The 13,194-nt window shown below is 69.4% G+C and carries 12 protein-coding genes; 4 read left to right on the forward strand and 8 right to left on the reverse strand.

From position 1 onward, the window contains the following. Positions 1–122: 122 nt before the first annotated feature. The 4 genes from DC434_RS16465 to DC434_RS16480 are packed head-to-tail and all read left to right on the forward strand — an operon-like array spanning position 123 to position 4,092. Positions 123–1,415: an NAD(P)/FAD-dependent oxidoreductase gene (locus DC434_RS16465; protein WP_116636396.1), complete on the forward strand. Its 1,293-nt coding sequence runs from the start codon at positions 123–125 to the stop codon at positions 1,413–1,415. Beyond that, a complete protein-coding gene (locus tag DC434_RS16470; RefSeq protein ID WP_116636397.1) occupies positions 1,412–2,365 on the forward strand; it encodes a bile acid:sodium symporter family protein in 954 nt (317 codons plus the stop codon). The genes DC434_RS16465 and DC434_RS16470 overlap by 4 nt, the downstream gene beginning before the upstream one ends. Further along, entirely contained in the window at positions 2,362–3,336 is a 975-nt protein-coding gene (locus DC434_RS16475) for an SDR family oxidoreductase (RefSeq protein ID WP_116636398.1), read from the forward strand. Before DC434_RS16470 ends, DC434_RS16475 begins: the two co-directional genes overlap by 4 nt. 9 nt (positions 3,337–3,345) lie before the next feature. Next, positions 3,346–4,092, forward strand: coding sequence for an alpha/beta hydrolase (locus DC434_RS16480; RefSeq protein WP_165808106.1), 747 nt, complete (start codon positions 3,346–3,348; stop codon positions 4,090–4,092). A 30-nt stretch (positions 4,093–4,122) separates the two neighbouring features. Here DC434_RS16480 and DC434_RS16485 read toward each other — a convergent pair whose 3' ends face one another. The 8 genes from DC434_RS16485 to DC434_RS16520 are packed head-to-tail and all read right to left on the reverse strand — an operon-like array spanning position 4,123 to position 13,138. After that, positions 4,123–4,986, reverse strand: a complete 864-nt coding sequence (locus DC434_RS16485) for a carbohydrate kinase family protein (protein ID WP_116636399.1) — start codon at positions 4,984–4,986, stop codon at positions 4,123–4,125. 27 nt (positions 4,987–5,013) lie between these two features. Beyond that, on the reverse strand, positions 5,014–6,144 hold the full coding sequence (locus DC434_RS16490) for a polysaccharide deacetylase family protein (protein ID WP_116636400.1): 1,131 nt from the start codon (positions 6,142–6,144) through the stop codon (positions 5,014–5,016). Between the two features lies 1 nt (position 6,145). Continuing rightward, on the reverse strand, positions 6,146–7,261 hold the full coding sequence (locus DC434_RS16495) for an adenosine deaminase (RefSeq protein ID WP_116636401.1): 1,116 nt from the start codon (positions 7,259–7,261) through the stop codon (positions 6,146–6,148). A 48-nt stretch (positions 7,262–7,309) separates the two neighbouring features. Beyond that, complete coding sequence (locus tag DC434_RS16500) at positions 7,310–8,602, reverse strand: thymidine phosphorylase (protein ID WP_116636402.1); 1,293 nt, start codon at positions 8,600–8,602, stop codon at positions 7,310–7,312. Then, a complete protein-coding gene (locus DC434_RS16505; protein ID WP_046012982.1) occupies positions 8,599–8,997 on the reverse strand; it encodes a cytidine deaminase in 399 nt (132 codons plus the stop codon). Before DC434_RS16505 ends, DC434_RS16500 begins: the two co-directional genes overlap by 4 nt. 27 nt (positions 8,998–9,024) lie before the next feature. Continuing rightward, the gene (locus tag DC434_RS16510; protein WP_116636403.1) at positions 9,025–10,311 is read right to left on the reverse strand and encodes an ABC transporter permease; all 1,287 of its coding nucleotides are present in this window, start codon (positions 10,309–10,311) and stop codon (positions 9,025–9,027) included. Continuing rightward, positions 10,308–11,627, reverse strand: a complete 1,320-nt coding sequence (locus tag DC434_RS16515; RefSeq protein WP_116636404.1) for an ABC transporter permease — start codon at positions 11,625–11,627, stop codon at positions 10,308–10,310. The genes DC434_RS16510 and DC434_RS16515 overlap by 4 nt, the downstream gene beginning before the upstream one ends. Beyond that, positions 11,624–13,138 carry an ABC transporter ATP-binding protein gene (locus DC434_RS16520; RefSeq protein ID WP_116636405.1) on the reverse strand — a complete coding sequence of 505 codons (1,515 nt, stop codon included), beginning with the start codon at positions 13,136–13,138 and terminating at the stop codon, positions 11,624–11,626. Before DC434_RS16520 ends, DC434_RS16515 begins: the two co-directional genes overlap by 4 nt. Positions 13,139–13,194 lie beyond the last annotated feature (56 nt).

Raw genomic sequence — 13,194 nt, forward strand, 5'->3', positions numbered from 1 at the left:
GTGCCGGAGCGCCCCCGCCCACCCGATACGATCGGGAGCGGGGGCGCTTTCGCGAGCGCCCCTTTCGAGCACCGCCTTTTCGAGCATCGCCTTTTCGCGCACAGTGACGTGCAGGGAGCAGCATGAACAGATACGCCGTGATCGGCGCGGGCCCGTCGGGGCTGGCCACGGCCCGCGCGCTGCAGAAGCGCGGCATCGCGGTGGACGGGTACGAGGCCTCCCACGGCGTCGGCGGCCTCTGGGACATCGCCAATCCGCGCAGCACGATGTACGAGTCGGCGCACCTGATCTCGTCGCGCACGACGACGGAGTTCACGGAGTTCCCGATGCGCTCCACGGTCGACTATCCGGGCCACCGGGTGATGCGGGAGTACTTCCGGGACTACGCGGACCACTTCGGTCTCGCCGAGCTCTTCCGGTTCGACACGAGGGTCACACGTCTCGAACCGCGAGACGGCGGATGGGATCTCACGAGCGACGGCCCCGAGGGCACGCAGACGCGATGGTACGCCGGTGTCGTGCTCGCGAACGGGACGCTCGCGGAGCCGAACATCCCGACCTTCCCCGGCAGTTTCTCCGGCGAGGTGCTGCACACCAGCGCCTACAAGACGGCCGAGCAGCTCTCGGGCAAGAGGGTGCTCCTGATCGGTGCGGGCAACTCCGGCTGCGACATCGCGGTGGATGCCGTGCACCACGCGGCTTCCGTCGACATGAGCGTGCGGCGCGGGTACTACTTCGTGCCCCGCTACCTGTTCGGCAGGCCGAGCGACACGCTCAACCAGGGGCGCCCGCTGCCCGCGAGGATCAAGCAGGCGGTCGACAGCCGGGTGCTGCGGGCCTTCACGGGCGATCCCGTGCGCTTCGGCTTCCCGAAGCCCCGGTACCGCATCTACGAGTCCCATCCCATCGTGAACACCATGATCCTCAACCACCTCGGCCAGGGAGACCTGCGCATCCGCGCCGACGTCGAACGCTTCGACGGCAGCACCGTGCGCTTCCGCGACGGCAGCGCAGACGACTACGACCTCGTGCTCCTGGCCACCGGATACACCCTCGACTATCCCTTCGTCGACCGGGAGCACCTGCACTGGCAGGGCGCCTCGCCGCGCCTGTTCCTCAACCTCTTCCCCGCGTCGTTCAACGGGCTGTACGTCATGGGCATGATCGAGGCCTCCGGCATCGGCTGGCAGGGCCGCGCCGAGCAGGCCGACCTCCTCGCCGCCTATCTCGACGCCCTCGAGCACGATGCGTCGCGCGCTGCGCGATTCCGCGACCGCGTCACGGCCGCGCCCTGGCCGGACCTGACCGGCGGATACCACTACCTCGGGCTGGACCGGATGGCCTACTACGTGAACAAGGACGCCTACCGCGGCGCCGTCCGCCGCGAGAAGAGCGCGCTGGAGGCGTCGGCATGAACGTCGACGACGTCGTCCTCTCGTTCACGCCCGGCACCCTGACCATCCTGAACGTGGTGCTCGGGCTGATCATGTTCGGGATCGCCCTCGACACGGCCCCGAGTGACTTCCGCGTCGTGGCGAAGCATCCGAAGCCCTTCGTCATCGCCCTGCTCGCCCAGCTGCTCCTGCTGCCGATCGCGACGTTCCTGCTGACGCTGGTGCTCCCGGTCCCGCCGTCGATGGCGCTCGGCATGCTGCTGGTCGCCTGCTGTCCGCCCGGCAACATCTCCCAGGTGCTCACACACCGGGCCGGCGGGAATGTCGCGCTCTCGGTGTCGCTGACCGCGGTCGGCAATCTCCTCTACATCGTCGCCATGCCGCTGAGCATCACTTTCTGGGGCTCGCTGCATCCCACCGCCCGCACGCTGCTCCGCGAGGTCGCTCTCGACCCGTGGCGGATGCTTCTGGAGATCCTGCTCATCGTCGGACTCCCCTTCGCGCTCGGCCTCCTGCTGCGGGCGAAGACACCCGGATTCGCCGCCCGCGTGCAGCCGTTCGTGAAGTGGTTCAGCCTCATCGCCCTGCTCGGCTTCATCATCGCCGCGCTCGTCGGCAACTGGGCGGTCTTCGTGCAGGTCCTCGGCGTGATCCTGATCGTCGTCACGGTGCACGACGCCGTGGCGCTGGCTCTCGGCTACGGAACCGCGGTCGTCGGCGGCCTCGGCACCCGCGAGCGCAAGGCGATGACCTTCGAGGTCGGCATCCGCAACGCCGGCCTCGGTCTCGGCCTGGTCTTCCTGTTCTTCGATGGCCTCGGCGGCATGGCGATCGTCGCCGGGTGGTGGGGCATCTGGGACATCATCGCGGGCCTGATCCTGGCAGGGCTCTGGGCACGGCACACGAAGAGACGCACGGGCTCGGCGAGCGGCGATGCCAGCGGGCGCACGGTGACCGAGGCGTCGCCGTGACGCGGGTGCTCATCACCGGGGGCGGCGGGTTCCTCGGCTCGCACGTCGCGCAGGCGCTGGCAGCCCGAGACGACGTCGAGCTCGTGGTCTCCGCGGATGTGCGCACCGGCACCGCACGGCCCGGGATCCTCGACGTCGTGCTCGACGTGCAGGACGCGGCAGCGATCGCTCCCCTCCTTCGCGAACACCGCATCGACACCGTCGTGCACCTCGCTGCGATCGTCAATCCGGGACGCGACGTCGATCGGGAGTACCGGGTCGACGTCGACGGGTCGGCGAACGTGCTCGCGGCGTGCGTCGCGACGGGGGTGCGCCGGATCGTGGTGTCCAGCTCCGGCGCCGCCTACGGCTACCACGCCGACAATCCGGAATGGATCGACGAGGACCAGCCGCTCCGCGGCAACGACGCCTTCCCGTACTCACGGCACAAGCGCCTCGTCGAGGAGATGCTCGCCGAGCACCGCGCGACGCATCCGGACCTGGAGCAGGTGGTGTTCCGCATCGGCACGATCCTGGGACCTTCGGTCCGCAATCAGATCACCGCGCTCTGGGACGGCCGCCGGATCCTCCGCATCGCCGGCTCCGACTCCCCCTTCGTCTTCGTGTGGGTGGACGATGTCGCCGCCGCCATGGTGCGGGCGGCGACCGACGGTCCGGCCGGAGTCTTCAACGTCGCGGGAGACGGCCGGATGACGGTGCCCGAGATCGCGGAGCGGCTGGGCAGACGCCAGCTCGTGCTCCCCGCGGGAGTGCTCGCCGCCGCGCTGCGGATCGGACGGATGCTGCGCCTCACGGAGCACGGACCGGAGAAGGTGCCCTTCCTGCGCTATCGACCGGTCCTGGCGAACACGCGCCTCAAGGAGGAGTTCGGCTTCGTCCCGACGCGCACCACGCGCGAGGCGTTCGAGGAGTACCTCGCCACCCATCCGTCGGTCGGCGCCGCTCAGGGAAGGGGCCGTGCGGCGGAGTAGCGTTGACGTGTGCAGAGGAAACGGGGTCGTCGCGTCCTGAAGCGGGCGCTCGGGAGTCTCGCGATCCTGCTGCTCCTCGGTGTCGGCGGGATCGTCGCCTGGAGTCAGATCGGCGTCATGCCCGCCGAGCCGGCTCCCCTGGCCGGCGTCCGCGAGAACGCCGCCATCACCGTGGAGGATGCCGAGCAGGGGATCGTCCTCGCTCCGGCCGACGGCGAGTCCGAGCTCGGGCTGGTGTTCGTCCCCGGCGCCAAGGTGGACCCCTGGGCGTACGCCGCGATCCTGCAGGGGCTCGCCGAAGAGGGCGTGACGGTCGTGATCACTCGTCCCTGGCTGAACCTCGCCTTCTTCGATCCGCGCGGACTCGGCTCCTTCACGTCGGCGGCGCCCGATGTCGAGGTCTGGGGCGTCGGCGGTCACTCGCTCGGCGGCGTGCGCGCCTGTCAGCTCGCGGCCGATGCGGATGCCCTCGTCCTCTTCGGGTCCTACTGCGCGACGGACCTCTCGGCGAGCGGCCTGCCGGTGCTCAGTCTCGCCGGCAGCGATGACGGGCTCTCCACTCCGGAGAAGATCGATGCCGCGCGAGATCAGCTCCCCGCCGATGCGGAGATGGTCGAGATCGAGGGCGCAGCCCACGCCTCCTTCGGCGACTACGGCCCGCAGGCGGGCGACGGCACCCCCACGATCTCGACGGAGGACATGCACGCCGAGGTCACGGAGCGCACGGGCGCCTTCCTCCAGGCTCTCCCCCGCTGAGCCGCGCCGTGCTCCTGAGCTGAGCGCTGCTCACCGCGACAGCGGCAGCACGGCATCCAGCAGCGGATGCAGGTGCCGCGTGCGCAGCACGGCGGACGCCGACGTCGCACCCGCGGCGAGCGCGTCACCGACAGCCGCCCCCGACAGCCGGGCGTCGAGCACACCGGCGAGGAACGCGTCCCCCGCGCCGTTCGTGTCGGTGACGTCGACCGGCACCGCTGCCACCCGATGCTCCGCACCGTCCTCGTCGATCGCCACCGCTCCCTCCGCCCCGAGGGTGCAGACGGCGAGGCGTGCTCCGCCCCCGATGCATCCGCGGAGGAAGGCCACCGGGTCGTCGAGGCGATCGGCGTTGCAGAAGACGGCATCCGCCACCGCAAGGAACGGCCAGTGGAAATCGGACTCCCCGTCGTAGTCGTGCACGTCGACCCAGATCGGCGTTCCGACCTCACGCGCGAGCGGCAGCAGCCGCTCGGACTCGGCTCCGAGGTCCAGCACGACCGCGTCGGCCGCCGCCATCGCCGCCCGCAGGGACTCATCCTGCTCGCCCCCTGTCGGTCGCGGTGCGGCGAGGTACAGCGAGACCCGCTCGCCGCGGCGGGTCATCAGGTTGAGGTGCCGCTCCGTCAGGCCCTCCGTCCACCGCACGTGCACGCCGGCCGCGCGCAGCGCGTCGCGGAGCCTGGCACCGTGCTCATCGCCACCCGCCTGCGCGCACAGCGTCGTCGCTCGTCCGAGCGCCGTGAGGCTGAGAGCCTTCCCCGCACTCGTCCCGCCGACCGTCTCCCACGTGTCCTGGGCGAACTGCATGTGCGGGACGGGCTCGGGGAGCCGGTCGAGGACGACGATGGTGTTCCACGAGGCAGGGCCGACGATGAGGACGGAAGCAGGCATGCGACCATCCTGCCCGCTCGTCGGGTCTCAGCCGATGCGCTTGATCAGCGCGTCCAGCCCCATCCCGTAGTCGATGCGCACGACGGGGAGAGCGAGCTTGTCGGTGCCGATCACGACGTAGCCGGGCTCGATCGTGCGCGCCATCTCGTAGCCCGCCTGCAGCACACCCTGCTTGGCCGTGTCGTTGTAGTGTCCGAAGGGGTACGCGATGACCTCGCGCACGCCGAGGATGTCACCCGACATGTTGAGGTCGGCGGCGACCTCGTCCGGCGTCCAGTTGACGATGCGCCCCTGGCCGTTGGCTCCGGCCTGGTGCATGTCGTGCGTGTGCGAACGGCGCAGGACGTAGATGGACGGGGGCGGGTCGGAGCGGTACGCCGTGATCATGAACGAAGTCGTGAGCAGCTCGTACTTCTCCACGAGCGGCACCGCGAGGTCGAACCAGGTCTGATCGGCATCGTCATCCGTGATGATCACCGAACGCGGGGGCAGGAACAGCCGCCCGTCGATGAACGCGCTCAGCTCGTCCCACGTCGGCAGATAGAAGCCGGTGGTGGCGATGTGGTTCATCTGCGCGTCGAAGTCGCCGATGTAGGCGTAGTTGCCGCGCAGCCAGCCGGACTCGCCGTCGGGGTTCGTCGTGAACTGGTGGTACATCAGGATCGGGACCTGCGTGTTCGCCGCGACGTTCTCCTCCGGCGTCTTCCAGGCTCCGTGGAGCTCGATCTGCTGGTCGGTGCACGTCACCGGATCGGCGCCGTTGACACGGGCCTCCGGGCTGAACGCCGCAGCATCGTCCGCGGTCGCATACCAGCCGGCGAACACGCGCCCGTCCGCCGCAGGGATCGGCAGCGACTGATAGAGGCCGTTCTGCCACTGCAGCATCGGGTCCTGCACGACGCCGTCACCGGCGAACGACACCGCGCAGGCCAGCGGATTGTCGGCGTCGGCGAGCAGCTGCTCGGCCGGTGAGAGGGGTTCCGGCTCGGATTCCGGTGTCGGGAGCGGCTTCTCCGTCTCGGTCGCCGCCGGCTTCTGGCCGTTCGGCGTGCCGTTCGTCCAGACGAATGCGGCGACCGCACCCCCGCCCAGGAGGACGACGGCGGCGCTCACGATCACGGCGAGAACGCTCACCCGGCGTCGACTCTTCTGGGACATGTCAGTCGTTGAATCCTTCGGCGATCATCTCGACGAGCTCTTCGCGCTCCTCGACCGGGAGGAAGGCGGCCGCGGCCGCATTGAACTGGAACGTCTCGAGGTCGTCGAGGTCGTACTCGAAGGCCTCGACGAGCAGGGCGAGCTCGCGCGTGAGCGAGGTGGCGCTCATCGTGCGGTTGTCCACGTTGACCGTCACCGCGAAGCCGAGCTGATACAGCAGGTCGAACGGGTGGTCGGCCATCGTCGTGCCCCACGCGGCGATCGCGCCGGTCTGCAGGTTCGACGACGGGGAGAGCTCCAGCGGGATCTCGCGATCGCGCACCCAGCGGGCCAGTTCTCCGAACTGCACCTGCACCTCGTCACCCTCCTGGGTCACGACCTGGAGATCCTCCGCGATGCGCACCCCGTGGCCGAGACGCAGCGCACGGCCGTCCAGCAGCGCCGAGCGGATCGACGCGGGACCTGCGGCTTCGCCGGCGTGCACGGTCACGGGGAAGAAGTTCTCGGCGAGGTAGTCGAACGCCTTGCGGTGGTTCGAGGGCGGGAAGCCGTCCTCGGGCCCGGCGATGTCGAAGCCCACGGCACCACGACCGCGGAAATCGACCGCGAGCTCGGCGATCTCGAGCGCCCGATCCGTATGGCGCATCGCCGTGATCAGCTGGCCGACGCGGATGCTGCGCCCGTCGCGGTCCGCCGCGTCCTCGCCCTCCTCGATGCCCTGCTGAACGGCCTCGACGGTCTGCTCGAGCGTGAGTCCGCGCGTGAGATGCTGCTCCGGAGCCCAGCGCACCTCGCCGTAGATCACGCCGTCCGCTGCCAGGTCCTGGACGAACTCTCGCGCGACACGCGTGAGTCCCTCCTGGGTCTGCATCACGGCGGTCGTCAGGTCGAAGGTCTTCAGGTACTCGACGAGCGAGCCGGAGTCGCTCTGCTTCGCGAACCAGCGGCCGAGAGCGGCGGGATCGGACTCCGGCAGGTCGAGACCGATCTCGTCCGCCAGCTCGATGATCGTGGCCGGACGCAGGGCGCCGTCGAGGTGGTCGTGCAGCGAGACCTTGGGCAGGCTGCGGAGGGAGATCCCCTGGATGGTGACGTCGCCGTTCGCATCGATCGACATGGTGATCCTCTCGGTGGCGGAAATGCTCAGTTCAGGTTAGCGGTCCCGTCAGGCCGTGATGCGCTCGCGCACGATGGGACCGGCGGCCGGAGCCTTGTCCCCGAGCGCCCACGAGCCCTCGAGCGCCTCGAGCGCACGCGGGAACCGCGCCCCATCGGCTGCGGACAGCGTGAACAGCGGCTGTCCGGCGTCGACACGATCGCCCGGCTTGGCGTGCAGATCGATGCCGGCCTCGAAGACAACGGGATCCTCGGCCCTGGCGCGGCCCGCGCCCAGTCGCCAGGCCGCGATGCCGAACGGCAGCGCGTCCATGCGGGTGACGACGCCGTCGGTCGGAGCCGTCACGACATGCGTCTCGCGAGCGGTCGGCAGCTCGGCATCCGGATCGCCGCCCTGGGCGCGGATCATCGCCTTCCAGCTGTCCATCGCGCGGCCGTCGTCGAGGGCGGCCTCCACGTCGGCATCCGGCTTCCCCGCGAGGGCGAGCATCTCCTGCGCGAGCGCGATCGTCAGCTCCCGCACGTCGGAAGGGCCGCCGCCGGCGAGGATCTCCACGGATTCGCGGACCTCGTTGGCGTTGCCGATCGCGAAGCCCAGCGGGACGTTCATGTCGGTGAGCAGCGCGGTCGTCGCGACACCGGAGTCGGTGCCGAGCGCGACCATCGTGCGGGCGAGCTCACGGGCGCGGTCGATGTCCTGCATGAAGGCGCCGGAGCCGAACTTGACGTCGAGGACGAGCGCATCCGTGCCCTCCGCGATCTTCTTCGACATGATGCTCGATGCGATCAGCGGGATCGCCTCGACCGTGCCGGTCACGTCGCGCAGTGCGTAGAGCTTCTTGTCGGCGGGGGCGAGTCCTGAGCCCGCCGCGCAGATGACGGCCCCGACGTCACCCTGCATCTGCGCGAACATCTCCTCGTTGCTGAGCGCCGCGCGCCAGCCGGGGATGGATTCGAGCTTGTCGAGCGTGCCGCCCGTGTGGCCGAGACCGCGCCCGCTGAGCTGCGGCACGGCCACGCCGAACGAGGCGACCAGCGGAGCCAGGGGAAGGGTGATCTTGTCTCCGACGCCACCCGTGGAGTGCTTGTCGACGGTCTTCTTGCCGAGCGCGGCGAAGCTCATCCGCTCCCCCGACGCGATCATCGCGTCCGTCAGGACGCGGATCTCGTCGCGCTCCATGCCGCGCTGGAAGATCGCCATCGCGAACGACGCCATCTGCGCATCCGAGACGTAGCCGCGGGTGTAGGCGTCGACCATCCACCGCAGCGCCTTCTCCGGCACGGCGCCGCCGTCTCGCTTGGCGCGGATGACATCCACCGCGTCGAAAGGCTCGATGCTCATCGGGCGTCCTCCAGGTCTCGGGGGCCGAACGCATCCGGCAGCACCTCGTCGATCGTGCGGATGCCGGAGACGGTCTCCAGCAGCATCCCGGGCATGGCGTGCTCGAAGAGCAGCTGGCGGCAGCGACCGCACGGCATGATCGTCTGCCCGTCGTTGTTGACGCAGACGAAGGCGACCAGCTGACCGCCGCCGGACATGTGCAGGTCGCCGACGAGCGCGCACTCGGCGCACAGCGTCACGCCGTAGGAGGCGTTCTCGACGTTGCAGCCGGCGACGATCCGTCCGTCGCCGACGAGCGCCGCGGCACCGACGCGATACCGCGAGTACGGCGCGTAGGCCTTCGTCATGGCATCGGTCGCGACCTGACGGAGCTCGTCCCAGTCGATGTCAGTCATTGTGGAGCTTCCTTCTTCCGGACTCGGCTAGGACTTGATGTACGGCTTGCCGTCTGCCGCGGGCGCCTTGATCTGTCCGGCGAATCCGGCGACCGCCAGCAGCGTCACCAGATACGGCAGCATCAGCATGAACTCGCCGGGGATCGGCGTCTTCAGGATCGAGAGCAGGTTCTGCAGGTTCGTCGCGAAGCCGAAGAGCAGCGCGGCGAGCGTCGCACGGATCGGGTCCCACCGGCCGAAGATCACGGCGGCGAGGGCGATGAAGCCGAGGCCCGCCGTCATGTCCTTGCCGAACTGCGGCACCGAGACGAGCGTGAAGTACGCACCGCCCATGCCGGCGATCGCGCCGGCCAGGAGCACGTTCCAGAACCGGGTCGGGTTGACCTTGATGCCCACGGTGTCGGCGGCCTGCGGGTGCTCGCCCACGGCGCGGAGACGCAGACCCCACCGGGTCCGGTACAGGCCCCAGGCCACCACGGCGACGGTGAGGAACATCAGGTAGCCGATGAACGTCTGATTGAAGAGCACCGGGCCGATGATCGGGATGTCGCTCAGCACGGGGATCTCGATGCGCGGGAAGCGCACCGGGGTGTTCAGCGTCGCCTCGTTCGGTGCGAGAAGTGCGCCGTAGAGGAAGCCGGTGAGACCGGTGACGAGCACATTGAGCACGACACCGACGATGACCTGCTCGACGAGGTACTTGATCGCGAACGCGGCGAGCACGCTGGCCACGAGGACGCCGCCGATCATCGCTCCGACCAGTCCGACGAACGGGTTGCCGGTGATGCTGGAGAGCAGCGCGGCGGAGAAGGCGCCGAGCAGCAGCTGCCCTTCGATCGCGACGTTCACGACGCCGGCGCGTTCGCCGATGACACCGCCCAGGGCGCCGAACACCAGCGGCACCGAGAGCGACACGGCACCGAACAGCAGGCTCGTGACGGGGACGAGTCCCCCGGCGGATGCCCAGACGAGGAACGCGAAGACGGCGAGCGTGCTGAAGGCCACGACCAGCCACAGCGACGGCTTGCGATACGTCCAGGCACGCAGGAACGCTCCGACCGTCAGGACGACGAGGATGCCGAACACGACCCAGAAGGTCGAGGCCGTCGGCAGGGCGACGTCGGGCAGCGCGAGCGCCGACGACTGGTCGGAGAGGCGGAAGGTGCTGGTGCCGTCGCGCGGCACGAACACGAAGAGGAGCGCGAGGAGCGCAGCGGCGACAGCCAGCACGATCGGCGCCTTGAGGTGCCGCTGCTTCACGGTCGCGAGCTGCACCGTGCCGTCGGCTGCCTCGGTCTGCACGAGGGACATCATGCCGCCACCGCCTTCTTCGCGGCCTTGGCTCGGAGCCTGGCCGCCTTCTCGATGTCGGTCTTGGGCAGGAAGAACACCGCGCGCAGCAGCGGCGGTGCGGCGATGAAGAGCACGACCAGGGACTGCACGACCAGGACGATGTCGACCGGGATGTCCTGGGCCTGCATCGAGAACGACCCTGCCTTGAGAGCGCCGAACAGGATGCCGGCGGCGAAGGTGCCCCAGGCGCGGCTGCGTCCGAGGAGCGCGACGGTGATCGCATCGAATCCGATGCCGGCGTCGATCGTCTCGGTGACGCCGGTCGTGACGGCACCCTGGATCTGGTTCATGCCCGCGAGACCCGCGAGGCCTCCGGCGAACAGCATCGCGTAGACGTAGACCCGCTGCACGCTGATGCCCGCGGCGCGCGCCGCGTGCGGGTTCTCGCCGACGGCGCGCATCCGCATGCCGAGCGACGACCGCTCGATGAGCCACCAGACGAACAGCGTCGCGACGACCACGATCACGAATCCGAGATCGAGCAGGGGGAACTGCGGCCCGAGCAGCGTCGGGAACTGCGCGCTCTCCGGCGTGGCCGAACCCAGCGCCTGGTTCGTCCCCGGCTTCTGCAGCAGGCCCGGTGTACGGATCATCCAGAGCAGCAGGTAGTACGCGATGTAGTTGAGCATGATCGTGAGGATCACCTCGTGGGCACCGGTGCGCGCCTTGATGAGGCCGGCGATGGCACCCCAGAGCGCGCCGCCCGCGATACCGGCGATCAGCGTCACGGGGATGTGCAGCCAGAGCGGCAGGTCGAGCGAGAAGGTCAGCAGGGCGGCGACCGCGACACCGATGAGCATCTGGCCGCGTGCACCGATGTTGAACAGTCCCACCCGGAACGCGAGTGCGACGCCGAGGCCGGCAGCGATCAGCGGCGCGGCGAAACCGAGGGTGTTGGTGAGCGGACGGATCTGCGCCGCGAAATCGGCGCCGCGGGCGTTGAAGATGGCACCGCGGAACAGCGCCTCGTACCCGTTGTAGACCGCGTTCCAGGCGGCGGCGAACGTGTCGCCGGGCTTCGCGAAGAAGTAGCCGGACGCCTCCTGCACGTCTTCGTTGGTGGAGGCGATCAGGATGCCGCCGACGATGAGCGCCAGGACGATCGCGAGGATCGTCGTGACGGCGCTGCCGCGCAGCATCTCCTTGAGGATGATGTTGCCGCGGGGCGGCGGCGGCACGTCGGCGGAGTCGCGGGGCACCGTGCCGGTCGGCGTGCCGAGCTGCTCCGGGGGGATGCCCTTGGTCACGTCTCCCGCGCCGGGCGTCGATCCGCTCACGCCGCCACCTCTCCTTCGGCCGCTCCGGCCATCATGAGTCCGAGTGTCTCTCTGGGCGTGTCGCCCGGCACGATGCCGACGATCGCTCCGCGGTACATGACCGCGATCCGGTCGGCGAGGGCGGCGACCTCGTCGAGCTCGGTGGAGACGACGATCACCGGGACGCCCGAGTCGCGCGTCTCGATGATCCGCTTGTGGATGAACTCGATCGAGCCGACGTCGACGCCGCGGGTCGGCTGGGCGGCGACCAGCAGCCGCAGCTCACGGCTCATCTCGCGTGCGATGACGACCTTCTGCTGGTTGCCGCCGGAGAGCGTGCCCGCCGGAGTGTCCGGCCCCTGCGTGCGGATGTCGTACTCGCGGATGCGCTCCTTGGCGAAGGCGTCGAGCACACCCCGCAGGATGGTTCCCCCGCGGCTGAAGGTGCGGTCGTCGGTGCGGTCGAGGATGAGGTTCTCCGCGACGGAGAAACCGGCGACCAATCCGTCCTCGGTCCGGTCCTCGGGGACGAAGCCCACGCCGGCATCGAGGATCGCGCGTACGCTCTTGCCGACGAGTTCGGTCCCGTCGAGCGTGATGCTCCCCTCCACACGCGCGGCGAGGCCGACGATGGCCTCCACCAGCTCCGTCTGGCCGTTCCCCTGCACACCCGCGATCGCGAGGACCTCACCGGGGCGCACCGCGAAGTCGATGCCGTCGACGACGATCGCGCCGGCGGGTGTGAGCACCCGCAGACCCGAGATCTCCAGCCCGCCGTCGCCGACACGGGGCGCGTCCTTGTGCACCGTGAGCTCGACGGCGCGTCCGACCATGAGCGAAGCGAGCTCGGCGTTCGTCGCCGAAGGCGATGCCTCGCCGACGACGCGTCCGAGACGGACGATCGTGATCTTGTCGGCGACTTCGCGCACCTCGCGCAGCTTGTGGGTGATGAAGACGATCGCCGTGCCCTCGTCGCGGAGCTGGCGCATGATGCCCATGAGCTCGTCCGTCTCCTGCGGGGTCAGCACGGCCGTCGGCTCGTCGAAGACGAGCACCTTGGCATCGCGGGAGAGCGCCTTGATGATCTCGACGCGCTGCTGGACGCCCACCGGGAGGTCGCCGACGAGCGCGTCGGGGTCGATGTCGAAGCCGAACCGCGCTGCCACGGATCGCACGTGCTCTCGCGCCTTCGCGATGTCGAGCGTGCCGAGGGCCTTGGTCTGCTCGTGGCCGAGCATCACGTTCTCGGCGACCGTGAAGACCGGGACGAGCATGAAGTGCTGATGCACCATGCCGATCCCCGCCGCCATCGCGTCACCGGGGCCGCGGAAGCGCTGCACGACATCGTCGAGGAGGATCTCGCCCTCGTCGGCCTGATAGAGGCCGTAGAGGACGTTCATCAGCGTGGACTTGCCTGCGCCGTTCTCACCGAGCAGCGCGTGGATCTGCCCCGGTTCGACCACCAGATCGATGTGGTCGTTGGCGACGAGAGTACCGAATCGCTTGGTGATGCCGCGAAGTTCGAGCTTCATATCTGCACCTTATCCAGAAGAGTCGTCCAGAAGGATCTTCGTCCGATCACAGTGCG

Source organism: Microbacterium sp. TPD7012, assembly GCF_003075395.1.
Taxonomy (GTDB): domain Bacteria; phylum Actinomycetota; class Actinomycetes; order Actinomycetales; family Microbacteriaceae; genus Microbacterium.